General features: G+C 70.7%; 25 protein-coding genes and 1 pseudogene. 22 read left to right on the top strand and 4 right to left on the bottom strand.

Annotation, left to right across the window (positions count from 1 at the left end):
* Positions 1-366 precede the first annotated feature (366 nt).
* From K6I34_RS03055 to K6I34_RS02970, 18 genes are all read left to right on the top strand, one after another.
* Entirely contained in the window at positions 367-1,485 is a 1,119-nt protein-coding gene (locus K6I34_RS03055) for an LCP family protein (RefSeq protein ID WP_229322459.1), read from the top strand.
* Between the two features lie 190 nt (positions 1,486-1,675).
* Positions 1,676-1,882 (top strand): 50S ribosomal protein L31, encoded by a 207-nt coding sequence (gene rpmE, locus K6I34_RS03050; protein WP_229322457.1) that lies wholly within the window; start codon positions 1,676-1,678, stop codon positions 1,880-1,882.
* 102 nt (positions 1,883-1,984) lie between these two features.
* Positions 1,985-3,064: a peptide chain release factor 1 gene (gene prfA, locus K6I34_RS03045; RefSeq protein ID WP_229322455.1), complete on the top strand. Its 1,080-nt coding sequence runs from the start codon at positions 1,985-1,987 to the stop codon at positions 3,062-3,064.
* A 60-nt stretch (positions 3,065-3,124) separates the two neighbouring features.
* Positions 3,125-3,970 carry a peptide chain release factor N(5)-glutamine methyltransferase gene (prmC, locus tag K6I34_RS03040; protein ID WP_229322454.1) on the top strand — a complete coding sequence of 282 codons (846 nt, stop codon included), beginning with the start codon at positions 3,125-3,127 and terminating at the stop codon, positions 3,968-3,970.
* A gap of 73 nt (positions 3,971-4,043) precedes the next feature.
* A complete protein-coding gene (locus K6I34_RS03035; protein ID WP_229322453.1) occupies positions 4,044-4,691 on the top strand; it encodes an L-threonylcarbamoyladenylate synthase in 648 nt (215 codons plus the stop codon).
* Entirely contained in the window at positions 4,688-5,347 is a 660-nt protein-coding gene (locus tag K6I34_RS03030) for a protein-tyrosine-phosphatase (protein ID WP_229322452.1), read from the top strand. The genes K6I34_RS03035 and K6I34_RS03030 overlap by 4 nt, the downstream gene beginning before the upstream one ends.
* 288 nt (positions 5,348-5,635) lie before the next feature.
* Positions 5,636-6,928: a serine hydroxymethyltransferase gene (gene glyA, locus K6I34_RS03025; RefSeq protein ID WP_229322450.1), complete on the top strand. Its 1,293-nt coding sequence runs from the start codon at positions 5,636-5,638 to the stop codon at positions 6,926-6,928.
* A gap of 112 nt (positions 6,929-7,040) precedes the next feature.
* Positions 7,041-8,369, top strand: a complete 1,329-nt coding sequence (locus K6I34_RS03020; RefSeq protein ID WP_229322448.1) for an MraY family glycosyltransferase — start codon at positions 7,041-7,043, stop codon at positions 8,367-8,369.
* Positions 8,370-8,622: 253 nt separating this feature from the next.
* Positions 8,623-9,066, top strand: coding sequence for a hypothetical protein (locus K6I34_RS03015; RefSeq protein ID WP_229322447.1), 444 nt, complete (start codon positions 8,623-8,625; stop codon positions 9,064-9,066).
* A 279-nt stretch (positions 9,067-9,345) separates the two neighbouring features.
* Positions 9,346-10,140: a F0F1 ATP synthase subunit A gene (gene atpB / locus K6I34_RS03010; protein ID WP_229322470.1), complete on the top strand. Its 795-nt coding sequence runs from the start codon at positions 9,346-9,348 to the stop codon at positions 10,138-10,140.
* Positions 10,141-10,216: 76 nt separating this feature from the next.
* Positions 10,217-10,468 (top strand): ATP synthase F0 subunit C, encoded by a 252-nt coding sequence (atpE, locus tag K6I34_RS03005; protein WP_087926250.1) that lies wholly within the window; start codon positions 10,217-10,219, stop codon positions 10,466-10,468.
* A 41-nt stretch (positions 10,469-10,509) separates the two neighbouring features.
* Positions 10,510-11,076 (top strand): F0F1 ATP synthase subunit B, encoded by a 567-nt coding sequence (locus tag K6I34_RS03000; RefSeq protein ID WP_229322446.1) that lies wholly within the window; start codon positions 10,510-10,512, stop codon positions 11,074-11,076.
* The gene (locus K6I34_RS02995; protein WP_229322444.1) at positions 11,073-11,888 is read left to right on the top strand and encodes a F0F1 ATP synthase subunit delta; all 816 of its coding nucleotides are present in this window, start codon (positions 11,073-11,075) and stop codon (positions 11,886-11,888) included. The genes K6I34_RS03000 and K6I34_RS02995 overlap by 4 nt, the downstream gene beginning before the upstream one ends.
* Positions 11,889-12,028: 140 nt before the next feature.
* Complete coding sequence (gene atpA / locus K6I34_RS02990; RefSeq protein WP_229322443.1) at positions 12,029-13,603, top strand: F0F1 ATP synthase subunit alpha; 1,575 nt, start codon at positions 12,029-12,031, stop codon at positions 13,601-13,603.
* Between the two features lie 2 nt (positions 13,604-13,605).
* Positions 13,606-14,526: a F0F1 ATP synthase subunit gamma gene (locus K6I34_RS02985; RefSeq protein ID WP_229322442.1), complete on the top strand. Its 921-nt coding sequence runs from the start codon at positions 13,606-13,608 to the stop codon at positions 14,524-14,526.
* A complete protein-coding gene (gene atpD / locus K6I34_RS02980) occupies positions 14,526-15,968 on the top strand; it encodes a F0F1 ATP synthase subunit beta (protein ID WP_229322440.1) in 1,443 nt (480 codons plus the stop codon). The genes K6I34_RS02985 and atpD overlap by 1 nt, the downstream gene beginning before the upstream one ends.
* A 112-nt stretch (positions 15,969-16,080) precedes the next feature.
* Entirely contained in the window at positions 16,081-16,455 is a 375-nt protein-coding gene (locus tag K6I34_RS02975; protein WP_229322439.1) for a F0F1 ATP synthase subunit epsilon, read from the top strand.
* Between the two features lie 111 nt (positions 16,456-16,566).
* Positions 16,567-17,022: a DUF2550 domain-containing protein gene (locus K6I34_RS02970; protein WP_229322437.1), complete on the top strand. Its 456-nt coding sequence runs from the start codon at positions 16,567-16,569 to the stop codon at positions 17,020-17,022.
* A 152-nt stretch (positions 17,023-17,174) separates the two neighbouring features.
* On the opposite strand, the gene K6I34_RS02965 is transcribed toward K6I34_RS02970, so the two are convergent.
* From K6I34_RS02965 to K6I34_RS02955, 3 genes are all read right to left on the bottom strand, one after another.
* Positions 17,175-19,493, bottom strand: a complete 2,319-nt coding sequence (locus K6I34_RS02965) for a glycoside hydrolase family 18 chitinase (RefSeq protein ID WP_229322430.1) — start codon at positions 19,491-19,493, stop codon at positions 17,175-17,177.
* 144 nt (positions 19,494-19,637) lie between these two features.
* On the bottom strand, positions 19,638-20,336 hold the full coding sequence (locus K6I34_RS02960; protein WP_229322428.1) for a response regulator transcription factor: 699 nt from the start codon (positions 20,334-20,336) through the stop codon (positions 19,638-19,640).
* The gene (locus K6I34_RS02955; RefSeq protein ID WP_229322426.1) at positions 20,333-21,532 is read right to left on the bottom strand and encodes a sensor histidine kinase; all 1,200 of its coding nucleotides are present in this window, start codon (positions 21,530-21,532) and stop codon (positions 20,333-20,335) included. The genes K6I34_RS02960 and K6I34_RS02955 overlap by 4 nt, the downstream gene beginning before the upstream one ends.
* Before the next feature lie 177 nt (positions 21,533-21,709).
* On the opposite strand from K6I34_RS02955, the gene K6I34_RS02950 reads away from it, so the two are divergent.
* Positions 21,710-22,258, top strand: a complete 549-nt coding sequence (locus K6I34_RS02950) for a hypothetical protein (protein WP_229322421.1) — start codon at positions 21,710-21,712, stop codon at positions 22,256-22,258.
* Positions 22,259-22,363: 105 nt separating this feature from the next.
* Here K6I34_RS02950 and K6I34_RS02945 read toward each other — a convergent pair whose 3' ends face one another.
* Positions 22,364-22,936 (bottom strand): cob(I)yrinic acid a,c-diamide adenosyltransferase, encoded by a 573-nt coding sequence (locus K6I34_RS02945; RefSeq protein WP_229322419.1) that lies wholly within the window; start codon positions 22,934-22,936, stop codon positions 22,364-22,366.
* Positions 22,937-23,190: 254 nt separating this feature from the next.
* Here K6I34_RS02945 and K6I34_RS02940 point away from each other — a divergent pair, with 254 nt between their 5' ends.
* The 3 genes and pseudogenes from K6I34_RS02940 to K6I34_RS02930 all read left to right on the top strand — a co-directional run.
* A complete protein-coding gene (locus K6I34_RS02940) occupies positions 23,191-24,039 on the top strand; it encodes a 3-hydroxyacyl-CoA dehydrogenase family protein (RefSeq protein WP_229322418.1) in 849 nt (282 codons plus the stop codon).
* A gap of 228 nt (positions 24,040-24,267) precedes the next feature.
* The gene (locus tag K6I34_RS02935; RefSeq protein ID WP_116213923.1) at positions 24,268-24,591 is read left to right on the top strand and encodes an STAS domain-containing protein; all 324 of its coding nucleotides are present in this window, start codon (positions 24,268-24,270) and stop codon (positions 24,589-24,591) included.
* A gap of 367 nt (positions 24,592-24,958) precedes the next feature.
* Positions 24,959-25,229 (top strand): annotated as a pseudogene (locus tag K6I34_RS02930) (ATP-binding protein); the annotation flags it as partial.

Below are 25,229 nucleotides of genomic sequence, written 5' to 3'. Positions count from 1 at the left end.
CAGCACCGCGTCACCCGAGGGGCCTCCCCGCCGTCCGGCGGGGAGGCCCCTCGCTTTGATCCGCTGCTGTGCCCCGCTGTTTCGCCCGCCGTTATGGTCCCGTTATGTTCTGAGATCTGCGCCACAGGAAAACAGACCGTGAGCGGCCGGAAACGACGCTTGTGGAATGGTCGAATCCGCAGGTGAGAGGCATGGTGAACCGGTCGCGCAGGGCCTTGCGGCCCTTGTTTCTCTAAGAAAGTCCTCAGATTCCGCTGTGCAACCCTGTCGCAGGCTTCCCCATCTGACAGGGCACGGAAAACCGACCCTTCGCGACCCGGCCACGGGCAGGGGGCAGGCCACGGACCAGCGGAGGACGAAGGACGCATGGGCGAGGACAGCAAGAGCACGCGGGCGGCCGCGCACCGCCGCCGTGGCCGCGGTTCCGGCGGCCGCCGCCGGAAGGCCCCCGCCCGCCACAAGGGCCGCCGAATAGCCGGATGGACGGCCGCGGGCCTGGTGCTCGCCGGGGTCGGCGGCGCGGGCTTCCTGTACTTCAAGTTCAACGGCAACCTCAACAGCGTCGACATCAACGCCGCCCTGGGCAAGAACCGGCCGCAGAACATCGACAACGGCTCCCAGGACATCCTCGTCCTCGGCTCCGACTCGCGCGCGGGCGCCAACAGCAAGTACGGCAGGGACGAGGGCAGCTCCCGGTCCGACACCGCGATGATCGTGCACATCTACGCGGGCCACAAGAAGGCCAGCATCGTCAGCATCCCGCGCGACATGATGGTCCCGCGCCCGGCCTGCAAGACACCCGACGGCAAGACCGCGCCCGCCCGCCGGAGCGAGCAGTTCAACGAGGCGTACTCGATCGGCGGCGCGGCCTGCGCGGTCGCCACGGTCGAGAAGATGACGAACATCCGCATGGACCACTACATGGAGGTCGACTTCGCCGGCTTCCAGAAGCTGATCGACAAGCTGGGCGGGGTGCAGGTCACCACCACCAAGCCCATCCACGACAAGTTCAGCCACCTCGACCTCGACGCGGGCACCCACAAGCTGAACGGCGAGCAGTCCCTCGGCCTGGTGCGCACCCGGCACGGCGTCGGCGACGGCAGCGACCTCGGGCGGATCAAGCTCCAGCAGGCCTTCATCAAGGCGCTGCTGGACCAGGTCAAGCACATCGGCCTGTTCACCAGCCCCACCAAGCTCTACGGCATCGCCGACACCGCGACCAAGACGATCACCACCGACAAGGAACTGGGCTCCCTCGACAAGCTCGCCTCCTTCGCGAACGGGCTCAAGGGCATCGGCTCCGGCGACATGCACATGGTGACGCTGCCGGTCGGCGACGACCCCCTCGACGCCAACCGCGTCATCCCCCTGCCCGAGCAGTCCACGCTGCTCTGGGACGCCCTCCGGAACGACAAGCCCATTCCGGACGCCGCCGTCAAGGACGGCGCGGGGACGAAGACGGGCGCCGACGACGTCGTGAAATAGCCGGTGGAACCGCCGCCGGACGGTCTGTGGACGGCCTGCTCAAAACCGTCGAAAAGCACCTGGAATAACCAGCCCCCACCTCCCGTTTTGGGGGATACGGCCAGTGCTGGCAGACTGGTACGTCGGCCCCGGTTCACGTAAGGCAATCCCGCCTCTACGACCCGGTGCCCTCCCGAACCTAGGAGATCCCTTGAAGCGCGACATCCACCCGGAGTATGTCGAGACCCAGGTGAGCTGCACCTGTGGCGCCTCGTTCACCACGCGTAGCACCATCGCGGCCGGCACCATCCGTGCCGAGGTCTGCTCCGCGTGCCACCCGTTCTACACGGGCAAGCAGAAGATCCTCGACACCGGTGGCCGTGTGGCGCGGTTCGAGGCCCGCTACGGCAAGAAGTAGCGACCCGCAGGCGCCGGTCCTCGGTCGCCCTCCGTACCGGGGGGCGGCCGGACCGGCGCTTTGTCGTCCAGCAGGCCCGTCTCTTCCGCTGAAGGAAACTTGATGTTCGAGGCAGTCGAGGAACTGCTCGGTGAGCACGCCGACCTCGAGAAGCGGCTCGCCGATCCCGCCGTGCACGCCGACCAGGCGAACGCGCGCAAGCTCAACAAGCGCTACGCCGAGCTGACCCCGATCGTCGGGACCTACCGCTCCTGGAAGCAGACCGGCGAGGACATCGCGACCGCGCGCGAGTTCATGGCGGACGATCCGGACTTCGCCGCCGAGGCCAAGGCGCTGGAGAAGCAGCGCGAAGAGCTCACCGACAAGCTCCGCCTGCTGCTCGTGCCGCGCGACCCGAGCGACGACAAGGACGTCATCCTCGAGGTCAAGGCGGGCGCCGGCGGCGACGAGTCCGCGCTCTTCGCGGGCGACCTGCTGCGGATGTACCTGCGCTACGCCGAGCGCGTCGGCTGGAAGACCGAGATCATCGACGCCACCGAGTCCGAGCTCGGCGGCTACAAGGACGTCCAGGTCGCCGTGAAGACCAAGGGCGGCCAGGGCGCCACGGAGCCCGGCCAGGGCGTCTGGGCCCGGCTGAAGTACGAGGGCGGGGTGCACCGCGTCCAGCGCGTGCCCGCGACCGAGTCCCAGGGCCGCATCCACACCTCCGCCGCCGGAGTGCTCGTCACCCCCGAGGCCGAGGAGATCGACGTCGAGATCCACGCCAACGACCTGCGCATCGACGTCTACCGCTCGTCCGGCCCCGGCGGCCAGTCGGTCAACACCACCGACTCCGCGGTCCGCATCACGCACCTGCCGACCGGCATCGTCGCCTCCTGCCAGAACGAGAAGAGCCAGCTCCAGAACAAGGAGCAGGCCATGCGCATCCTGCGGTCCCGGCTGCTCGCCGCCGCCCAGGAGAAGGCCGAGGCCGAGGCCGCGGACGCCCGCCGCAGCCAGGTCCGCACCGTGGACCGCTCCGAGAAGATCCGCACCTACAACTTCCCCGAGAACCGCATCTCGGACCACCGGGTGGGTTTCAAGGCGTACAACTTGGACCAGGTGCTCGACGGAGAACTGGACGCGGTCATCCAGGCCTGCGTCGACGCCGACGCGGCCGCGAAGCTGGCGGACGCCAGCTGAAGGCCCGGGCCGTCCGCGGCCCACCGAGCACGACAGCGACGAACGCGCGAGAGGATCACTGTGAATCTGCTGCTCGCCGAGGTGGCCCAGGCCACTCAGCGGCTGGCCGACGCCGGCGTACCTTCTCCGCGCTTCGACGCGGAGGAGCTCGCGGCCTTCGTGCACGGCGTCAAGCGGGGTGAACTGCACCTCGTGGCGGACGCCGACTTCGACGCCCGCTACTGGGAGGCGATCGCGCGCCGCGAGGCCCGTGAACCGCTCCAGCACATCACCGGCCGCGCCTTCTTCCGCTACCTGGAGCTCCAGGTGGGCCCCGGGGTCTTCGTGCCCCGGCCCGAGACCGAGTCGGTCGTCGGCTGGGCCATAGACGCGGTGCGCGCCATGGACGTGGTCGAGCCCCTCATCGTCGACCTGTGCACCGGCTCCGGGGCCATCGCCCTCGCCCTCGCGCAGGAGGTGCCGCGCTCCCGCGTGCACGCCGTCGAGCTCGACGAGACGGCCCACTCCTGGGCCGCCAAGAACGTCGAGGGCTCCCGGGTCACCCTGCACCACGGCAACGCGCTCACCGCCCTCCCCGAGCTCGACGGCCAGGTCGACCTGGTCATCTCCAACCCGCCGTACATCCCGCTCACCGAGTGGGAGTACGTCGCCCCCGAGGCCCGCGACCACGACCCCGAGATGGCGCTGTTCTCCGGCGAGGACGGCCTCGACACCATCCGCGGCCTGGAGCGCACCGCCCACCGGCTGCTCCGCCCGGGCGGCGTGGTCGTCGTCGAGCACGCCGACACCCAGGGCGGCCAGGTCCCGTGGATCTTCGCCGAGGAGCTGGGCTGGGCGGACGCGGCCGACCACCCCGACCTCAACAACCGCCCGCGCTTCGCGACGGCCCGCAAGGCCACGCCGTGACCAGGGCGCGTACGAGAGGTGCCACGAGCACCCGCACCGGCAAGTTCAGGACCCGCTTCCCGAAGGAGATGTGATGGCACGGCGTTACGACTGCAGCGACGCGACCGACCGCAAGACCGGTCTGCGCGAGGCCGTCGCCGCGGTCCGCCGCGGTGAGCTGGTCGTGCTGCCCACCGACACCGTCTACGGCATCGGTGCGGACGCCTTCAGCCGGGACGCCGTGGGCGACCTCCTGGAGGCCAAGGGCCGCGGCCGGGGCATGCCCTCGCCCGTCCTGGTCGGCTCCCCGAACACCCTGCACGGCCTCGTCACCGACTTCTCCGAGCAGGCGTGGGAGCTCGTCGACGCCTTCTGGCCCGGCGCCCTCACCCTCGTCGCCAAGCACCAGCCGTCGCTCACCTGGGACCTGGGCGAGACCCGCGGCACCGTCGCCGTCCGCATGCCGCTGCACCCGGTCGCCATCGAGCTGCTGACCGAGTTCGGCCCGATGGCCGTCTCCAGCGCCAACCTCAGCGGGCACCCGGCGCCGCAGGACTGCGACGCCGCCCAGGGCATGCTCGGCGACTCCGTCTCCGTCTACCTCGACGGTGGCCCGACCCCCGCCGACGTACCGTCCTCCATCGTGGACGTCACCGGCAAGGTGCCGGTCCTGCTGCGCGCGGGCGCCATCAGCGCCGAGCAGCTCCGCGAGGTGGTACCCGAGCTCGAGGTGGCCAATTGATCGCCCCGCAGGGGCGTGGCATAGCGGGACCGGGCACGGGCACCTCCACCGAAACCTTCCGCATCCTCCACGTCAGCACCGGCAACGTCTGCCGCTCGCCCATCACCGAGCGGCTGACCCGGCATGCCCTCGCCGACCGGCTCGGCGACCCCGCCGCGGGCGGTCTGGTCGTGGAGAGCGCGGGCACCTGGGGCCACGAGGGCGCCCCGATGGAGGCACACGCCGCCACCGTCCTGGCCGACTTCGGCGCCGACCCCGGGGGCTTCATCGGCCGCGAGCTGCTGGACGAGCACGTCATCCGTGCCGACCTGGTGCTCACCGCCACCCGTGACCACCGTGCCCAGGTCATCTCCATGGGCCACTCCGCGGGCCTGCGCACCTTCACGCTGAAGGAGTTCACCCGGCTCGTGCGGGCCATAGACCCCGCGACGCTGCCGGACCCCCGGGAGGCGGGCGGCATGGTCCGGCGCGCGCGTGCGCTGGTGCAGGCCGCGGCGGCGCTGCGGGGGTGGCTGCTGGCCCCGAACGCGGAGGCGGACGAGGTCCACGACCCGTACGGCGCGCCCATCACTTTCTTCCGCTCCATCGGCGCGGAGATCGACCAGGCCCTGGACCCGGTGGTGACGGCCCTGACGGGCGTCGCGTCCCGCGACTGAGTCCCCCACCGGGGGCTCCGCCCCCGGACCCCCGTGGTGGTCGGTTGCGGTCCGTGGGCCCGTTTGTGCCCACCCGTTCCGCCGTGCGGAACGCCTGCCCACAAACGGGAAGGTGGCGGAATAGAGCACCCCGTCAGGGGCGCGGGGAACTGCGCGACCAGCCACGGACAACCGGTGGCCGCGCGCGCAGCGCAAGAGGCACCTCGGTAGGCGCCGGGCAAAACCGGACATCCACCACACCACGGGCCTACATTGGTGGTGAACCTTCCGTTTCGCCGGGAGCCCGCCATGTCCGTCACCGTACCGACCACCCGAGGCACGCCCGCCGCGCCGCAGGCATGGCGCGGCCTGGAGGCGCTGGCGCGGCAGGACCCGGAGCTCGCCGACCTGATCCTCGGCGAGGCCCGCCGCCAGGCGGACGGGCTCCAGCTGATCGCCGCCGAGAACTTCGCCTCGCCCGCCGTCCTCGCGGCCCTCGGCTCGCCGCTCGTCAACAAGTACGCCGAGGGCTACCCCGGCGCCCGCCACCACGGCGGCTGCGAGCTCGTCGACCTGGTGGAGCGGGCGGCCATGGACCGGGCCAGGGCCCTCTTCGGCGCCGAGCACGCCAATGTGCAGCCGCACTCCGGCTCCGCGGCCGTCCTCGCCGCCTACGCGGCCCTGCTGCGGCCCGGGGACACCGTGCTGGCCATGGCGCTGCCGCAGGGCGGGCACCTCACCCACGGCTCCCCGGCGAACTTCTCGGGCCGCTGGTACGACTTCGTCGGCTACGGCGTCCGCCGCGACACCGGCCTGATCGACTACGCGCAGGTGCGCGCCCTCGCCCGGCAGCACCGGCCCGCGGCGATCGTCTGCGGCTCGATCTCCTACCCCCGGCACCCGGACTACGCGGCCTTCCGCGACATCGCCGACGAGACGGGCGCCTGGCTGATCGCCGACGCCGCCCACCCCGCGGGGCTGATCGCCGGGGGAGCGGCCCCCAGCCCCGTGCCGTACGCGGACGTCGTCTGCGCCACCACCCACAAGGTGCTGCGCGGGCCGCGCGGCGGGCTGCTGCTGTGCCGGGCCGCGCTCGCGGAGCGGGTGGACCGCGCGGTCTTCCCGTTCATCCAGGGCGGCGGCCCGCAGATGCACACGATCGCGGCGAAGGCCGTCGCCTTCGGGGAGGCGGCGACCCCCGCCTTCACGGCGTACGCCCATCAGGTGGTCGCCAACGCCCGCGTGCTCGCCGCCGCGCTGGCCGCCGAAGGGGTCACCGTGACCACGGGAGGCACGGACACGCACCTGGTGACCGGGGACGTCTCCGGGCTCGCCCTGGACGCCGCCACGGCCCGCGGCAGGCTCGCCGCGGCGGGCGTCGTCCTGGACGTCTGCGGGCTGCCCCACGGCACCGCCCACGGCCTGCGGCTGGGCACCGCGGCGGTCACCACCCAGGGCATGCGCGAGCCGGAGATGGCCCGGATCGCGGTATTGCTGGGCTCCGTGCTGCGCGGCGACGGCCCGTACGCGGAGAATTCCGCGGCCCGCGCGGAAGTGGCGGAACTCGCCGGAGCGTTCCGTCCTTATCCCGAACACATCTGAAACCTGCAACCATCGCGGGATGGCCGGACGTCCGCAGCTGTATTCACGTAACGGGGGCCGACGCGAATATGGTGTGGGGCTGTGATGACCAGCGCGACCTCTGGGGCGGCCCGTGCGTGAATACCTCCTGACGCTGTGCGTCACCGCGGCGGTCACCTATCTGCTGACCGGCCCGGTGCGGAAGTTCGCGATCGTGGCGGGCGCGATGCCCGAGATCCGCGCGCGGGACGTGCACCGCGAGCCCACTCCGCGGCTCGGCGGCATCGCCATGTTCGGCGGGCTCTGCGCGGGGCTGCTGGTGGCCGCGCACCTGTCGAACCTCGGGAAGGTCTTCGACCTGGGGAGCGAGCCACGCGCGCTGCTCTCCGGGGCCGGGCTCATCTGGCTGCTCGGCGTGCTGGACGACAAGTGGGGCGTGGACGCCCTGGTGAAGCTCGGCGGCCAGATGATCGCCGCCGGTGTGATGGTGCTCCAGGGCCTGACGATCCTGTGGATCCCGGTGCCCGGCGTCGGGACGGTCGCGCTCACCTCGATGCAGGGCACCCTGCTGACGGTCGCCCTCGTGGTGATCACCATCAACGCGGTGAACTTCGTGGACGGCCTGGACGGCCTCGCCTCCGGCATGGTCTGCATCGCCGCCGCGGCGTTCTTCCTCTACGCGTACCGCCTGTGGTTCGGGCACAACATCGAGGCGGCCGCGCCCGCGACGCTCTTCGCCGCCGTGCTGATGGGCATGTGCCTGGGCTTCCTGCCGCACAACATGCACCCCGCGCGCATCTTCATGGGCGACTCCGGCTCGATGCTCATCGGCCTCGTGCTGGCCGCGGGCGCCATCTCCATCACCGGCCAGGTCGACCCCGACCTGCTCTACCAGCAGGTGGGCGGCGAGCGGCAGGCCGTGCAGGCGATGGTGCCGGTCTACATCCCGTTGCTGCTGCCGCTGACGGTCATCGCCGTGCCCGTGGCCGACCTGCTGCTGGCGATCGTGCGGCGCACCTGGAACGGCCAGTCGCCGTTCGCGGCCGACCGCGGCCACCTGCACCACCGGCTGCTGGAGCTGGGGCACTCGCACAGCCGCGCCGTGCTGATCATGTACTTCTGGTCGGCGCTCATCGGCTTCGGCACGGTGGCGTACTCCGTGCACTCGGCCAGCATGTGGATCGTGCTGCTCATCGTCCTGCTGAGCGCCGTCGGCCTGGTCCTCCTGCTGCTGCCGCGGTTCAAGCCGCGGGCCCCGCGCTGGGCGGAGGCCTTCGTCCCGCCGCGCTACCGCCGCAAGGCGCGCTCCGAACCGCCCGTGCTCCCGGCCGGTGCCGCCGCGCCCGCGGAGCGCGAGCGGGACCGCGAGCGCGAGCCCGTACCGGCGGGCCTGCACGGCGCGACCGCCATCGGCGACCGCTCCCGCTTCCACCATCCCCGGCGCATCACCAGAGGGCACTGAGAGCCCCGCATAGCAGAGGCTGAGGGGCCGCGTCAGCCCTATGACCAGCCATGCCACCCTTGAGTGTGATGCGCAGCACACGATGTAGGTAAAGACCTCATCAAATAGTTTGTGATACCGTTCACGAAACCCGGTGCTGAAGCCGAAGGACCGTAGTGCGGCGGCCCTTCGGTGAGAGTCATGCCTCGTCCCCGGGGATACGCTCGTCCACGACGAATCGTTGCTTCCGACCCCTCGCCGGAGATAACCCTTCATGCAGTCCAACGACGCCCGAACACTTCTGCAGAGCGCCGTCCCGACCGCCGTCGCGGGCGTTGTCGCCGTCGTCGTCAGCGGTGTCCTGGCCGGTGGCAAGGGCGCGCTCGGCGCCGCCGTCGGCACCTTGGTCGCGGGCGGCGTGATGGCCCTGGGTCTCTTCGTTCTCCAGCGCACGGCCCGGTCGCTTCCGCATCTCTTCCAGTCCATGGGACTGGTGCTCTATGTGGTGCAGTTCCTGATCTCCGCCGTCGTGCTCGCGGTCTTCCGGGACACCACGCTGTTCAACACCCGGGCCTTCGCCTTCGCACTCCTCGCCGCGGTCCTCGTGTGGACCGGGGCGCAGACGCGTGCCCACCTGAAGGCCAAGATCCTTTATGTCGATCCGGAATCCGTGGACGCGCACGCGAAGAAGTCCGCTCCTGCCGGGTCCGCGACGTGACCGGTAGGGCCGCGATAAAGGGCCCGGCGCTCACCTGCTATCGTCCGGTGCCATCTGAGGCACAGTGGGCGCAGGCAGCGGAACACCCGGGTTTCCCGGGTCGGAACCGGCGGTCCATGCAGCTGATGCCCACTACCTCGACCGGCCCCCGCGCCGATCACCTGCCCCCCATCCGCAAGACCAGTCCAGTGCCGTTCCGCGGCTGCGCGCCGCGCCGACACAACGAGGTTGCCGTACCTATGCGCCACGCTGAAGGAGCTCGCGGTGAGTGCTGACCAGATGCTCGCCTTCGAGACCGATTGCCACATCTTCGATGGGTGCGGCTTCCCTGCCCCAGGGCTCCACTCGTTCTTGTTCGAACCGCTCTTCACTGTCGGCGGCTACGACTTCAACAAGCCCATGCTGCTGGCCGTGCTCTCCACGGTCGTCATCATCGGCTTCTTCTGGGCGGCGTTCGGCCGGGCCAAGGTGGTCCCCGGCAAGCTGCAGATGATCGGTGAGGCCGGCTACGACTTCGTGCGCCGCGGCATCGTCTACGAGGCGCTCGGCAAGAAGGAGGGCGAGAAGTACGTCCCCTTCATGGTCGCCCTGTTCTTCTTCGTCTGGATCATGAACCTGTGGTCGATCATCCCGGTCGCCCAGTTCCCCGTGACGTCGATCATCGCCTTCCCGGCGGCCCTCGCTCTGATCGTCTACGTCCTGTGGATGTACCTGACCTTCAAGAAGCACGGCTTCGTCGGCGGTCTGAAGAACATCACCGGCTATGACAAGGCGCTCGGCCCGATCCTGCCGCTGGCCGTGGTCCTCGAGTTCTTCTCGAACGTGATCATCCGGCCCTTCACCCACGCGGTCCGGCTCTTCGCCAACATGTTCGCCGGTCACCTGCTGATCCTGATGTTCACCGTCGCCAGCTGGTACCTGCTCAACGGCATCGGCATCGCCTACGCGGGCGTGTCCTTCGTGATGACCGTCGTGATGACCGCCTTCGAGCTCTTCATCCAGGCCGTCCAGGCGTACGTCTTCGTGCTGCTGGCCACCAACTACGTCCAGGGCGCGCTCGCCGAGCACCACTGAGCACCCCGCTCCCCCCGACCAACAATCGTCCGGTGGCCAACCCCCACCGGTCCGTGAAAGAGAAGGAAGAACGAGCATGTCTGCTGCTCTCCAGACCATCGCCGCTGGTGTCGAGATCAAGGGCAACCTGGGCTCGATCGGCTACGGCCTCGCCGCGATCGGCCCCGGCGTCGGCGTCGGCATCGTCTTCGGTAACGGCACCCAGGCGCTGGCCCGCCAGCCCGAGGCCGCCGGCCTGATCCGCGCCAACCAGATCCTCGGCTTCGCCTTCTGTGAGGCGCTCGCCCTGATCGGTCTGGTCATGCCGTTCGTCTACCCGTCTGCCTGATCGCAGCCTGACGACCACTGTTTTCGACGGAAGGCATTGATGTGAACCCCCTGACGCGATTGGCGTCCGAGGGCGAAGTGGAGAACCCGCTTCTCCCGCCGATCCCAGAGCTCGTCATCGGTCTGATCGCCTTCGCCATCGTCTTCATCTTCCTGGCCAAGAAGCTCCTCCCGATGATCAACAAGACGCTGGAGGAGCGTCGCGCGGCCATCGAGGGCGGCATGGAGAAGGCGGAGGCCGCCCAGGCCGAGGCCCAGCAGGTCCTCGAGGACTACCGGGCCCAGCTCGCCGACGCCCGTCACGAGGCCGCTCGCCTGCGCCAGGAGGCGCAGGAGCACGGCGTCGCGGCCGTCGCCGAGATGCGGGCCGAGGGACAGCGTCAGCGCGAGGAGATCATCGCTGCCGGCCACGCCCAGATCGAGGCCGACCGCAAGGCCGCCGCGGCCTCGCTCCGTCAGGACGTGGGCCGCCTGGCCACCGACCTGGCCGGCCGGATCGTCGGCGAGTCCCTCACGGACCACGCCCGGCAGAGCCGTGCCATCGACCGCTTCCTCGACGAGCTCGAGGCCAAGGCGGCCGACACCACGAAGGTCGAGGCGGGACGATGAGCGGAGCGAGCCGGGAGGCACGTGCCTCCGCACGGGAGCGCCTCGACGCGCTGGCGGACAACACGTCCGTGGACGCGGCGAAGCTCGCAGAGGAACTGGCGGCCGTCACCGCGCTGCTGGACCGAGAGGTGTCGCTGCGTCGGGTCCTGACCGACCCGGCGCAGACCGGCGAGGCCAAGGCCGAGCTGGTCCGCCGCCTCCTCGGCGGCCAGGTGGGCGGCGAGACCGCCGACCTGGTGGCGGGCATGGTCCGCGACCGCTGGTCGCGTTCGCGCGACCTGGTGGACGCGCTGGAGGAGCTGGCCGCGGGCGCCGACCTGGTCGCCGCCGAGCGTGCCGGTGCCCTGGACGACGTCGAGGACGAACTCTTCCGTTTCGGGCGGATCGTCGGCTCCACCCCGGAGCTGCGCGCCGCGCTGACGGACAAGGTCGCCGGTCGCGCGGCCAAGGCCGCACTGGTGGGCGAACTGCTGGGCGGCCGGGCCAACCCGGTCACCGAGCGTCTCGTGGTCCGCCTCGTGGCCCAGCCGCGTGGCCGTAGCCTGGAGGCGGGGCTCGACGCCCTGTCGAAGCTGGCCGCCGACCGCCGGGACCGCATGGTCGCGGTGGTCACCTCCGCGGTGCCGCTGAGCGAGGCCCAGAAGCAGCGCCTCGGCGATGCCCTGGCCACGCTGTACGGCCGCCGTGTGCACCTCAACATGGACATCGACCCCGAGGTTCTCGGCGGTGTCCAGGTGCGGATCGGCGACGAGATCATCAACGGCAGCATCGCGGACCGCCTCGCCGAGGCGGAACGGCGGATGGCCGGCTGACCGGTCACCAACTCAAGAGCATGACTGACGGCCCGGGTTGGGCCGACGGTGTCCTCCGGGGGCCCGCAGCCGAAAGGCTGAGGGAACCGGCCCCCGGGGAAGAAATACTTCGGGCCCAACAAGGAGAGCAGGGAACCCAGATGGCGGAGCTCACGATCCGGCCGGAGGAGATCCGGAGCGCGCTGGAGAACTTTGTCCAGGCGTACGAGCCGGACGCGGCCTCGCGCGAGGAGGTCGGTACGGTCAGCCTTGCCGGCGACGGCATCGCCAAGGTGGAGGGTCTCCCCTCCGCCATGGCCAATGAGCTGCTGAAGTTCGAGGACGGAACCCTCGGTCTCGCCCTCAACCTCGAGGAGCGCGAGATCGGTGCGGTCATCCTCGGCGAGTTCAGCGGTATCGAGGAGGGGCAGCCGGTGCAGCGCACCGGTGAGGTGCTCTCCGTCGCGGTGGGCGAGGGCTACCTCGGCCGCGTCGTCGACCCGCTGGGCAACCCGATCGACGGCCTCGGCGAGATCACCGGCATCGAGGGCCGCCGTGCCCTCGAACTGCAGGCCCCCACGGTCATGCAGCGCAAGTCGGTCCACGAGCCGATGGAGACGGGCTACAAGGCCGTCGACGCGATGACCCCGGTCGGCCGTGGCCAGCGTCAGCTGGTCATCGGTGACCGCCAGACCGGCAAGACCGCGCTGTGCGTCGACACGATCATCAACCAGCGGGACAACTGGCGCACCGGCGACCCCAAGAAGCAGGTCCGCTGCATCTACGTCGCCATCGGCCAGAAGGGCTCCACCATCGCCGCCGTCCGCGGCGCCCTGGAGGAGGCCGGTGCCCTGGAGTACACGACGATCGTCGCCGCTCCCGCGTCCGACCCGGCCGGCTTCAAGTACCTCGCCCCGTACACCGGCTCGGCCATCGGCCAGCACTGGATGTACCAGGGCAAGCACGTCCTGATCGTCTTCGACGACCTCTCGAAGCAGGCCGACGCCTACCGCGCCGTGTCCCTGCTGCTGCGCCGCCCGCCGGGCCGTGAGGCCTACCCGGGTGACGTCTTCTACCTGCACTCGCGTCTGCTGGAGCGCTGCGCCAAGCTCTCCGACGAGATGGGCGCCGGTTCGATGACGGGTCTGCCGGTCGTCGAGACCAAGGCCAACGACGTGTCGGCGTTCATCCCGACCAACGTCATCTCGATCACCGACGGCCAGTGCTTCCTGGAGTCCGACCTGTTCAACGCCGGTCAGCGCCCGGCCCTGAACGTCGGTATCTCGGTCTCGCGTGTCGGTGGCTCGGCCCAGCACAAGGCCATGAAGCAGGTCTCCGGCCGCCTCCGTGTGGACCTGGCCCAGTTCCGTGAGCTGGAGGCGTTCGCCGCCTTCGGTTCCGACCTGGACGCCGCGTCCAAGGCCTCGCTGGAGCGCGGCAAGCGCATGGTCGAGCTGCTGAAGCAGGCCCAGTACGCGCCGTACTCCACCGAGGACCAGGTCGTCTCCATCTGGGCCGGCACCACCGGCAAGATGGACGACGTGCCGGTCGCCGACATCCGTCGCTTCGAGCGCGAGCTGCTGGACTTCCTGCACCGCGAGCACGACGGCCTGATGACCAGCATCCGTGAGGGCGGCAAGATGTCCGACGACACGCTGCAGGCCGTGGGCGACGCGATCGCGTCCTTCAAGCAGCAGTTCGAGACGGCGGACGGCAAGCTGCTGGGCGAGGGCTGAGCATGGGTGCTCAGATCCGGGTCTACAAGAGGCGGATCAAGTCCGTCTCCGCGACCAAGAAGATCACCAAGGCGATGGAGATGATCGCCGCCTCGCGCATCGTCAAGGCACAGCGCCAGGTGGCCGCGTCCACTCCGTACGCCGATGAGCTCACCCGGGCGGTGACCGCGGTCGCCACCGGCTCCAACACCAGGCACGCCCTGACCACCGAGGTCGAGAAGCCCGTCCGGGCCGCGGTCCTGCTCGTCACGAGCGACCGCGGTCTCGCGGGCGGCTACTCCTCCAACGCCATCAAGGAGGCGGAGCGGCTCACCGAGCGGCTCCGCGCCGAGGGCAAGGAGGTCGTCACGTACGTCGTCGGCCGCAAGGGCGTCGCGTACTACGGCTTCCGGGAGCGCCCGGTGGCCCAGTCGTGGACCGGCTTCACGGACAGCCCGGCCTACGCCGACGCCAAGCGCGTGGCGGGTCCGCTGATCGACGCCGTGCAGCAGGAGACGGCCGAGGGCGGCGTGGACGAGCTGCACATCGTCTACACGGAATTCGTGTCGATGATGACGCAGAACCCGGTGGGCAACCGCCTGCTGCCGCTCAGCCTGGAGAAGGCCCCGGTCGAGACCGAGGCCGCCCCGGGCAGGATTCTTCCGCTGTACGACTTCGAGCCGTCCGCGGAGGGTGTGCTCGACGCCCTGCTTCCGAGGTACGTCGAGTCCCGGATCTACAACGCGCTGCTGCAGGCCGCTGCTTCCGAGCACGCCGCCCGCCGCCGTGCGATGAAGTCCGCGACCGACAACGCGGAAGAGCTCATCAAGTCGCTCAAGCGGCTTGCCAATGCGGCCCGACAGGCCGAAATCACCCAGGAAATCAGCGAGATCGTCGGTGGCGCGAGCGCCCTGGCCGACGCGACCGCGGGGAGTGACAAGTAATGACGACCACTGTTGAGACGGCCGCCGCCACGGGCCGCGTCGCGCGGGTCATCGGCCCCGTCGTCGACGTGGAGTTCCCCGTCGACGCGATGCCGGAGATCTACAACGCCCTGCACGTCGAGGTCGACGACCCGGCCCAGGAGGGTGCGCGCAAGACGCTGACCCTCGAGGTCGCGCAGCACCTCGGCGAGGGCCTGGTCCGCGCCATCTCCATGCAGCCCACCGACGGTCTGGTCCGCCAGGCCCCGGTGACCGACACGGGCACGGGCATCACCGTCCCGGTCGGTGACGTGACCAAGGGCAAGGTGTTCAACACCCTGGGCCAGGTCCTCAACGAGGACCCGTCCACGGTCGCGAACGCCGAGCGCTGGACGATCCACCGCAAGGCCCCGGCCTTCGACCAGCTCGAGTCCAAGACCGAGATGTTCGAGACCGGCCTGAAGGTCGTCGACCTGCTGACCCCGTACGTCAAGGGCGGCAAGATCGGTCTGTTCGGTGGTGCCGGTGTCGGCAAGACCGTGCTGATCCAGGAAATGATCATGCGTGTGGCCAAGCTGCACGAGGGCGTTTCCGTCTTCGCCGGTGTCGGTGAGCGCACCCGTGAGGGCAACGACCTCATGGTCGAGATGGAGGAGGCCGGCGTTCTCGACAAGACCGCGCTGGTCTTCGGCCAGATGGACGAGCCCCCGGGCACCCGTCTGCGCGTGGCCCTGGCCGGTCTGACCATGGCGGAGTACTTCCGCGATGTGCAGAAGCAGGACGTGCTGTTCTTCATCGACAACATCTTCCGCTTCACCCAGGCCGGTTCCGAGGTCTCGACCCTGCTCGGCCGCATGCCCTCCGCGGTGGGCTACCAGCCGAACCTGGCCGACGAGATGGGTCTCCTCCAGGAGCGCATCACCTCGACCCGTGGTCACTCGATCACCTCGATGCAGGCGATCTACGTCCCCGCGGACGACCTGACCGACCCGGCCCCGGCCACCACCTTCGCCCACCTCGACGCGACGACGGTTCTCTCCCGTCCGATCTCCGAGAAGGGCATCTACCCGGCCGTGGACCCGCTGGACTCCACGTCCCGCATCCTGGACCCGCGCTACATCGCGCAGGACCACTACGACGCCGCCATGCGCGTCAAGGGCATCCTGCAGAAGTACAAGGACCTCCAGGACATCATCGCGATCCTCGGTATCGACGAGCTGGGCGAAGAGGACAAGCTGGTCGTCCACCGCGCCCGTCGCGTCGAGCGCTTCCTGTCGCAGAACACCCACGCGGCGAAGCAGTTCACCGGTGTCGACGGTTCGGACGTCCCGCTGGACGAGTCCATCGCGGCGTTCAACTCCATCTGCGACGGTGAGTTCGACCACTTCCCGGAGCAGGCCTTCTTCATGTGCGGTGGTCTCGAGGACCTGAAGAAGAACGCCAAGGAGCTCGGCGTCTCCTGAGCCCCGTGCTCATGGACCGGGGGTGGGGTGCTCCCGCCCCCGGTCCGTACGTCCCCTATTCTTTGACCCAACACCCGCCGGCCCCGGCGGGTGTCAGACCCGAGGAGCCACGTTGGCTGCTGAGCTGCACGTCGAGCTGGTCGCGGCGGACCGGAGCGTCTGGTCCGGCGAGGCCACGCTGGTCATCGCGCGTACCACATCGGGTGACATCGGCGTCATGCCCGGCCACCAGCCGCTGCTCGGTGTGCTGGAGTCCGGCCCGGTGACCATCAAGACCGCCGACGGCAATGTCGTCGCCGCGGTGCACGGCGGTTTCATCTCGTTCGCGGACGACAAGCTCTCGCTGCTCGCCGAGATCGTGGAGCTCGCCGACGAGATCGATGTCCAGCGTGCCGAGCGGGCGCTGGAGCGGGCGAAGGCGGCCGCCGACGCGGCCGCCGAGCGTCGCGCGGATGTCCGGCTGCGTGCGGTCACGGGCGTTCACTAGCCCGAGACCCACGAGATACGTCCCTCAGCCGCGGACCGCCTGGAACATTCCAGGGCGGTCCGCGGCTGAGGCAATACAGGTGCGGTTGCTCTAGATGATGCGAGGAGGTCGGTGGAGATGGTCCTCGCGCTGCTCGTGAGCGGCATCGTCGTTCTGCTGGTGTTGGTCGGCCTCTTCGTCTTCGGGCTGCGCAGGCGGCTCATCCAGCGGTCGGGCGGAACCTTCGACTGCAGCCTCCGCTGGAACCTCCCCGAACGCGACCCGGCCCCGGACGGCAAGGGCTGGGTCTACGGCGTGGCCCGCTACAACAGTGACCGGATCGAGTGGTTCCGGGTCTTCTCGTACGCGGTGCGGCCGCGGCGCGTCCTGGAACGCGCGTCGATCGAGGTCCTCGAACGACGCTCGCCGCTCGGTGACGAGGAGCTGGCGCTGCTCTCGGACGCGGTCGTGCTGATCTGTCTCCATCAGGGGACGCGGCTTGAGCTGGCGATGAGCGAGGACGCCCTGACGGGCTTCCTGGCGTGGCTGGAGGCGGCGCCGCCTGGTCAGCGTGTGAACGTGGCGTAGCCACCCCTGTGACCGGGGGCTGCGCCCCCGGACCCCTGCGCCCACCGGGCTGCCTCGTGGGCTTCGTGTGCGTCTGCGGGCCGTCGCTGGTTGCTCGCGCAGTTCCCCGCGCCCCTGACGGGGCGACCCGCCAGGGGCGGAGCCCCCGGTGGCTAGCCCAGACCGCTGCTGACGGCAGTCATGAGCGGGCCCGTGTCACCCGACATCTCCCAGATCATGACGCCCCCCAGCCCCTTCCCCCGGAGCCAGGCCGTCTTCTTGGCGATGGACCAGTCGTCGTCGAAGGTCCACCACTGGCCGCCGTCCCCGGTGTAGCCGTACGTGGCCACGACCTGGTCGTCGTGGTAGACGGTCAGGTTCGGTACGGAAGCGATCAGGTTGGCGTAGCCGCGCGTCCCCGACTCCTCGGGGAACTGGCCCGGTGCCGCGCCGTTCGCCGTCTGCCAGGCGCCGTGCGCGCCGCCGTCGGCCACCTGCTGCCAGCCGCGGCCGTAGAAGGCCAGGCCCAGCAGCACCTTGCGGGGGTCGACGCCCGCGTCGAGGTAGGTCTGGACGGTCTTGTCCACGCTGAATTTCGTGGTGTACGGGTCCTTGGGGTCGGCGTAGAGGTTCCCCTGGTGGCCGGTGCGGTTGGGCTCCCAGCTGTTGTCGCTGCCGGAGCCGTGGAAGTCGTAGCCCTGGACATTGGCGTAGTCCATGGACTGGAAGACGTTCGGGGTGCCGCCGATCTGCCAGCCCGCCGCGATCTTCGCCGGGTCGGCCGGGGTGAAGGCGGTCAGCAGATAGTGCTTGCCGGTGGTCGCGCCGAGCGCGTCGAGCTGCTTGCGGAACTCGGCGAAGAGCAGGGTGTTGTTGACCTTGTCGTCGGGGGAGACGTGGTTGCCCGCGTGGCCGTCGGAGCCGGGCCACTCCCAGTCGATGTCGAAGCCGTCGAAGATCCCGGCGGCGCTGCCGGCGCCACCGCGGCCGTTGCTCGTCGGCAGGTTGCCCTTGAGGTACATGTCGATGCAGGACTGGACGAACTTCTGCCGGGAGGCGTCGGTCTTCGCGACGTCGGAGAAGTACTTGCTGTAGGTCCAGCCGCCGATCGACATGATGACCTTGAGGTCGGGGTGCTTGGCCTTGAGCTTCTTGAGCTGGTTGTAGTTGCCGGCCAGCGGCTGGTCCCAGGTGTCGCCGACGCCGTCGACGGACTCGCCCGCCGCGAAGCCCTTCTCGTAGTCGGCCCAGGAGTCGCCCGCGCCGTCGCCCTGGTTGGGGTCCTGCGGGTTGGGCGAGGTCGCCTTGGTCACGCCATTGAGACAGGTGAGGTTGGTGGGGTCGATATTGGAGAAGGCGTAGTTGAGGTGCGTGAGCTTGGCGGCGGCGCCCGAGTCCTCCAGGGACTTCACGGTGTACGCGCGCCCGTAGATGCCCCACTGCACGAAGTAGCCGACCTTGGCATAGCCGGAGGGCTGTCCGCCGGTGCCGGTGGTCCTGACGGTGAGCGGCTGGCTCGCGGGCCCGGTCTGGTCGGCGGTGTCGCGGGCGACGACGGTGTACGTGTACGAGGTGCCCGGGGACAGGCCGGTGTCCTGGTAGGCGAGCTTGGCGACGGTGGCGACCTTGTTCGTGCCGCGGTAGACGTCGTAGTTCTTGACGCCGTGGTCGTCGGTGGCCGCGGTCCACTTCAGGGAGACCGAGGTGTCCGTGACGGCCGTGGCCTGCGGGGTGCCGGGCGCGGACGGCGGCTTGTCCGGGCCCCCGCCCGATGTGGTGTGGACGGTGGTGGAGGGGCTCGCGGGGCCCGTCTGGTCGGCGGTGTCCCGGGCCACGACCTTGTAGGTGTAGTCCGTGTCGGGGGTGAGGCCCTTGTCGGTGAACGAGGTGGTGGCGACCGTGCCGACGACGGTGTCACCGCGGTAGACGTCGTAGTTCTTGATGCCGTGGTCATCGGTGGCGGCGGCCCAGCTCAGGGCGACGCTGGTGGCGCTCACGGCCTTGGTGACGGGCTTGCCGGGCGCGCTCGGCGGGCTGTCGACGGGGGAGCCGTCGCAGGGGCCGCCGTTGAGCTTGCAGCCGCTGGGGGAGCCGTCCCCCGCGGCGACGAAGCCGAAGGTGACGGCGGCGCCGGGCGCGATCGTGCCGTTGTACTCGCGGTTCTTGGCGGTGAAGCGCGTGCCCGAGCTGGTGACCAGGGCGTCCCAGTAGGCGCCGACCGTGGTGGTGGAGGGGAAGTCCCACTCCACCGTCCAGCCGTTGATCGTGGTGGTGCCGGTGTTCTTGACGGTCCACTCGGCCTGGAAGCCCGTGCCCCAGTCCGAGGTCTTGACGAACGTGGCGGTCGCCGAAGTCGCGTCGGCGGGCCGGGTCGGCCGGGCGGCGTGCGAGGGGCCGGCGGCCAGGCCGACGAGCGCGGCGGCCGGGAGGAGCAGCGCGGACACGGCCGCGACGGCTCTGGACAGTGGTCTGCGTAAGGTTCCTGTGCTCAAGGGAGCTCCTCGAGTGGGGGGCCTGTGGTGGGGGCCGTGCGGCAGAACCTGTTGCGGGGCCGCGGTGTCACCGGTGGGGCGTGCGGTATCCGGACACCCGTACCGCGGCCGTGGTGCGGAGGGTAGGAAGGTCCGTACCAATGGTCAAGAGGTCTGGACCAGCCCCAACTCCTGTGCCAGGACGGCCGCCTGCACCCTGCTGCGCAGCCCCAGCTTCCCCAGCAATCGGCTGACATGCGTCTTCACCGTCGCCTCCGCCATGTCCAGCCGCCCCGCGATGTCCGCGTTGGACAGCCCCTCGCCCAGGCAGACGAGCACCTCGCGCTCGCGGCGGGTGAGCGGGTCGAGGACCCCCGGATCGGGCGCGTTCGCCCCGCGCGCCCGGGCCGAGGGCCGCGCGAACTCCGCGATCAGCCGCCGGGTCACCGCCGGGGAGATCAGGCCCTCGCCGCGCGCCACGGTCCGTACGGCCGCGATCAGCCCGGCCGCGTCGCTGTCCTTCAGCAGGAAGCCCGCGGCCCCCGCGCGCAACGCCCCGAAGACGTACTCGTCCAGGTCGAAGGTGGTCAGCACCAGGACGTCGGCGAGCCGCTCCGAGGTGATGGCGCGGGTGGCCGACACCCCGTCCAGGCGCGGCATCTGCACGTCCATCAGCACCAGGTGGGGGCGCAGCTCGCGGGCCAGCCGTACGGCCTCCTCGCCGTCGGCGGCCTCCCCGACGACCTCGACGCCGGGCGCGGAGCGCAGGATGAGGACGAGCCCGGACCGTACGGCGGCCTGGTCCTCGGCGACGACCACGCGGATGGGCCTGGCGGCCGCCCCTGTTGCGTCCTCACCGGTCATGACTGCTCCTCGTTCTCGCTGTCCACGGGCAGTTCGGCCCGTACTTCCCAGATCTGCCCGTCCCCGCCCGCCGGACCGGCCGTCAGCCGTCCCCCCAGGAGCGCGACACGCTCGCGCATGCCGATGAGCCCCGCGCCCGCGCCCGGCGCCCGCGGGCCCTGCGGCGTGCCCAGGGCGCTGGTCACCGTCACGACGAGCGGCGCGCCGTCCCCGCCCGTCAGGGCGACGGTCACCGGGCCCGGCGCCGCGTGCTTGGCCGCGTTGGTCAGCGACTCCTGCACGATGCGGTAGGCGGCCAGCTCGACGGGCGCGGGCAGGGGCCCCGGCGCCCGCCCGTCCCGCAGCGCGAAGGAGAACCCGTCGTCCCGTACGACGGTGCGGGCCTGTGCGAGCAGCGCGTCGATGCCGTCCAGGCGTGGCGCCGCGGCCGGTTCCTCCGACGCGCTCGCGTCGCGCAGGATGCCGATCAGGCGGCGCATCTCGGCGAGGCCCTGCACGCTGTTCTCCCGGATGACCGTGAGGGCCTCGCCGGACGCCTTCGGGTCGCCGATCGACAGTGCGGCCGTGGAGTGGATCGCGATGGCCGACAGATGTCCGGCGACCACGTCGTGCAGCTCGCGTGCCATCCGCGCGCGCTCCGCGTTCACCGCTTCGCGCCGGTCCAGCTCCGCGAGCAGCGCGGTCCGTTCGGCCTCCAGCCGGGCCGCCCGGGCGGCGTCCCGGTGGGCGCGGACGCCCACCCCGGTCCACGCGGGCGCGATCGTCACGACGCCCAGCGCGACACCGACCAGCAGGGCCGCGGGCTCGCGCAGCAGCGCGACGGCCAGCAGCGTGCCCACGACGGTGATCAGCTCGGCGGCGCGCGGGACGATGCGGTACGCGGCCGGAGGGCCGTAGAGCACCGCCGCGTACACCAGGTCCGTGAACATCACGACGTTCGCAATCAGGCCGCCCGCGCCCGTGTCGAGCGTCAGCGCGCCCACCCCGACGGCCAGGCCCACGAGCGGGGCGCCGCGGCGCAGCAGCTCGGCACCGGCCATCACGGCCAGCGCCACCAGCGCGTACCACCCGGGCACCGGCAGCTCCGGCGTGCTCCGCAGCCCCAGCGCGTAGAGCAGGACGCCGCCGAGCAGCCCCGCGACGGCGATGAGGACGTCGTCGCGGTGGGGCGGCACCGCCCGTGGAAAACCGGCCATGCCCCCATCTCAGCACGTCAGGGCGGGTGCGGGCGTCGTCGGTCCGGGCCGCGCGCGGGGGCGCGCTACATCGAAGGATGCAGCCGGGGATCGTCTCGGGCGACGAGGAAACCCGTCCTCGCGCGGGTGATGCTGGTGGGGAGAGACCCGGGGGCCCGGGGGAAAGGGAGTGGGTTCGTGATCGTCACGCTGATCCTCGTCTGCGAGATCGGCTTCTGGGTGCTGCTGGCCGCCGGTCTCGCCCTGCGCTACCTGGCCCGGATGCCGCGGACGGGGGTGGCGGTGCTGCTGCTGGAGCCGCTGCTGGAGCTGGTCCTGCTGGTCGTCACCGCGATCGACCTGAAGAACGGCGCCTCGGCCGACTGGAAGCACGGCCTGGCCGCGGTCTACATCGGCTTCTCGGTCGGCCTCGGACACTCCACGATCCGCTGGGCGGACCAGCGGTTCGCCCACCGGTTCGCCGGCGGCCCGCGTCCGCCGGCGAAGCCGGCGTACGGGCGGGCTCGTACGGTGTGGGAGTGGAAGGCGGCGGGGCGGTGGTGCGTGGCCGCCGCGGTTGCCGCTGCGCTGCTTCAGGGGGCGATCTGGTACGTGGGTGACTCGGGGGATATCAGTTCTCTGCGGGCCTGGCAGACGAAGATGTGGCTGGTGATCGGGGTCAATGTGGTGATTGCGGCGAGTTACACGTTGTGGCCCAAGCAGCCGCCCAAGGGGCAGGTCCAGTAGGTCGTTCGGCGGCTGCGGGCCGGTGGGGGCTTGTCGCGCCCACGCGGCGGAGCCGCACAATGTCACAGCCCCGCGCCCCTTACGGGGCGCCCTCGTGCCCGTACATCACCTGTTCTCGCCGGGGACCCAGAGCACGTCCCCGACCTCCTTGTTCGCTGTCCTCGCCAGGATGAACAGGAGGTCCGAGAGGCGGTTGAGGTAGGTGGCCGTCAGGGGGTTCATGATGTCGGCGTACTGCTCCATGGCCGCCCACGTGGAGCGTTCCGCCCGGCGTACCACCGTGCACGCCTGGTGGAGGAGGGCCGCGCCGGGCGTGCCGCCGGGGAGGATGAAGCTGCGGAGCTTCTCCAGGTCCTCCAGGAAGCGGTCGCAGTCGGCCTCCAGCCGGTCCACGTAGGACTGTTCGACGCGCAGCGGCGGGTACTTGGGGTTCTCGGCCACCGGCGTCGCCAGGTCCGCCCCCACGTCGAACAGGTCGTTCTGGACCCGCGTCAGCACATCGACGATCTCCTGCGGGAGTCCCCCGAGCGCGATGGCGACCCCGATCGCCGCGTTGGCCTCGTTGGCGTCCGCGTAGGCGCCGATGCGGAGGTCCGTCTTCGCCGTGCGGCTCATGTCGCCGAGCGCGGTGGTGCCCTTGTCGCCGGTACGGGTGTAGATGCGCGTCAGATTGACCATAGGGCCGAGCCTAGCCACTCCCGCCCCGAAGCGGCGCCCACCACGGCGTGTGCCGTGCTGCCGTGACGCCAGGGGCCGGTGGGGTTCAACTGCTGGGTGGGGCCCGGTCGGTGGGTGTCCGAGTGTGATGTCCGTCGTACGGGACGTGACGCGCATCTCTTACCGCACTAAGGCGCCGTCACGGACGCTAATCTCCGCCGAGAGAGTGCGCACGCAAGCGCACGGCTCTTGCACAGGGAGTGAAGGGGACAGCCGTGGCCAAGAAGCTCGCCGTCATCGGTGCCGGTCTGATGGGTTCGGGGATCGCCCAGGTCTCCGCGCAGGCCGGTTGGGAGGTCGTCCTGCGGGACGTCACCGACGAGGCGTTGCGCAGGGGCACGGACGGCATCAAGGCCTCGTACGACAAGTTCGTCTCCAAGGGGAAGCTGGAGGCGGCCGACGCCGAGGCCGCGTTCGCGCGCATCAGCACCACCACGGACCTCGACGCGGCCGCGGACGCCGACTTCGTCGTCGAGGCCGTCTTCGAGGACGTGGACACCAAGCGGGAGATCTTCCGCACCCTGGACGGGCTGGTGAAGGACGGGACGATCCTCGCCTCCAACACCTCCGCCATCCCGATCACCAAGATCGCGGCGGCCACGCGGCGGCCCGAGCGCGTCGTGGGCACGCACTTCTTCTCTCCGGTGCCGATGATGCAGCTGTGCGAGCTGGTGCGCGGCCACAAGACGAGCGACGAAACGCTCGCCGCGGCGCGTGAGTTCGCCGAGGGCGTCGGCAAGACCTGCATCGTCGTCAACCGCGACGTCGCCGGCTTCGTCACCACCCGCCTGATCTCGGCGCTCGTCGTCGAGGCCGCGAAGCTCTACGAGTCCGGGGTGGCCACCGCCGAGGACATCGACATCGCCTGCAAGCTGGGCTTCGGCCACGCGATGGGCCCGCTGGCCACCGCCGACCTGACGGGCGTCGACATCCTGACGCACGCGACGGACAACATCTACACGGAGTGCCAGGACGAGAAGTTCGCCCCGCCGGAGCTCATGCGCCGCATGGTGGACGCCGGGGACCTCGGCCGCAAGAGCGGTCAGGGTTTCTACCGGTACTGACCGTTTCATCCGGCTGGTCCGGGCCCCGGCGGAGTCCGGCGGGGTTCGGCGTCGGTGGACCGATGGACGGGTCGGCGGGGTCATCCCCGCCGACCCGTTCACCCTCCGGGGTGAATTAGGTATCGGTTCGCCAACAAGCGGCAACCTTGTCGTGTGAGAGGCAGTCAGTTCTTTAGGCACGCGATCAGCCCGCCACACCCACATCACACGCCACTCCCGGGAGCGCATATGCACATCAGGGGCGACCACGCCGAACTGGTCGTCGGGGGCCGCCTCGACGTCCGCAGTGCGGCGGACGCCCGAACGGTCCTGCACTCCGCGCTCGACGCTGGCCGCGGCGACCTGGTGCTGGACCTCACCGAGCTGGACTCCTGGGACGCCACGGGGCTGGGCGTCATCATGGGTGCCCACCGCCGTGCCGGGCGCACCGGCAGGCGGCTCGTCCTGCGCGGCGTGCCCGACCGGATGCAGCGGCTGCTCGTCGCCACCCGGCTGCACCGCATCCTCGCCATCGAGGGCGGCATCGAGGCGGAGTCCCTGCCCCGGGTGTGAGTCCCGGGCGAGCCCCTTGACGCGCCCTCGACGAGCCCCGTCGGCCGCGCGGAGCGGCCGTGCCGTGGCCTCCGGGGCGCCCGTGACCCGCTCCGGATTTCGCCCGCTTCCTCCCCCGGAGCGGGCCGTTCATCAGGTGATCCTCACAAGACTGTGACGTCCCCCGGGCGGCGGGCCACCCCCCGATTCATGGATACTGTCTCGCAGGTCTGAGGTTCGGTTTTCCCGCCGCATAGGGCCGTATGACCATGCCCACGGCGGGCACCTGACCCGAAGCGCCGTGCCGGACACCGCCCGGCCGGAGGCCGAGGGAGTGCGGACAGGCCGGGAGGGCGCGACGGCACGCCACGCATTGGGGGCTTTCACCATGGACCCGACGAACCGACCCGCCGAGGAGTTCGGCGACGGTGCGCACGAGCCCGCCGCCGGGAGCGTTCCGGCTGCCGGGGCGCAGGGCCAGGAGAGCGGCGCACAGGCGCCCGCGCCCGCGCGCGTCGTCCGGCTTGTCGCGGGGGACTACCTCCTCACCGTCAACCCGATCGACGGCAGCGAGATCGAGCCCTGCAGACCGCACCAGCGGCCCGCGCGCCCCGGCAAGCACGGCCGCGAGGAGCGCGCCGAGCGCGACCGCTCCGCCG

The sequence above is a fragment of the Streptomyces sp. UNOC14_S4 genome (assembly GCF_020740835.1).
Classification (GTDB): Bacteria; Actinomycetota; Actinomycetes; order Streptomycetales; family Streptomycetaceae; genus Streptomyces.
Note: the sequence above shows the minus strand (reverse complement) of the source record. Positions and strands in the feature narration are given on the sequence as shown.

Excerpts from the sequence above, each read along its gene's own strand:
- prfA (WP_229322455.1), top strand. The coding sequence starts at position 1,985 with ATGTTCGAGGCAGTCGAGGAACTGCTCGGTGAGCACGCCGACCTCGAG.
- K6I34_RS02955 (WP_229322426.1), bottom strand. The coding sequence starts at position 21,532 with ATGGCCGGTTTTCCACGGGCGGTGCCGCCCCACCGCGACGACGTCCTC.
- K6I34_RS02985 (WP_229322442.1), top strand. The coding sequence starts at position 13,606 with ATGGGTGCTCAGATCCGGGTCTACAAGAGGCGGATCAAGTCCGTCTCC.
- K6I34_RS02995 (WP_229322444.1), top strand. The coding sequence starts at position 11,073 with ATGAGCGGAGCGAGCCGGGAGGCACGTGCCTCCGCACGGGAGCGCCTC.
- atpB (WP_229322470.1), top strand. The coding sequence starts at position 9,346 with ATGCTCGCCTTCGAGACCGATTGCCACATCTTCGATGGGTGCGGCTTC.
- K6I34_RS02960 (WP_229322428.1), bottom strand. The coding sequence starts at position 20,336 with ATGACCGGTGAGGACGCAACAGGGGCGGCCGCCAGGCCCATCCGCGTG.
- atpA (WP_229322443.1), top strand. The coding sequence starts at position 12,029 with ATGGCGGAGCTCACGATCCGGCCGGAGGAGATCCGGAGCGCGCTGGAG.
- K6I34_RS03055 (WP_229322459.1), top strand. The coding sequence starts at position 367 with ATGGGCGAGGACAGCAAGAGCACGCGGGCGGCCGCGCACCGCCGCCGT.
- K6I34_RS02935 (WP_116213923.1), top strand. The coding sequence starts at position 24,268 with ATGCACATCAGGGGCGACCACGCCGAACTGGTCGTCGGGGGCCGCCTC.
- atpD (WP_229322440.1), top strand. The coding sequence starts at position 14,526 with ATGACGACCACTGTTGAGACGGCCGCCGCCACGGGCCGCGTCGCGCGG.
- glyA (WP_229322450.1), top strand. The coding sequence starts at position 5,636 with ATGTCCGTCACCGTACCGACCACCCGAGGCACGCCCGCCGCGCCGCAG.
- atpE (WP_087926250.1), top strand. The coding sequence starts at position 10,217 with ATGTCTGCTGCTCTCCAGACCATCGCCGCTGGTGTCGAGATCAAGGGC.
- K6I34_RS03015 (WP_229322447.1), top strand. The coding sequence starts at position 8,623 with ATGCAGTCCAACGACGCCCGAACACTTCTGCAGAGCGCCGTCCCGACC.
- K6I34_RS03035 (WP_229322453.1), top strand. The coding sequence starts at position 4,044 with ATGGCACGGCGTTACGACTGCAGCGACGCGACCGACCGCAAGACCGGT.
- K6I34_RS02945 (WP_229322419.1), bottom strand. The coding sequence starts at position 22,936 with ATGGTCAATCTGACGCGCATCTACACCCGTACCGGCGACAAGGGCACC.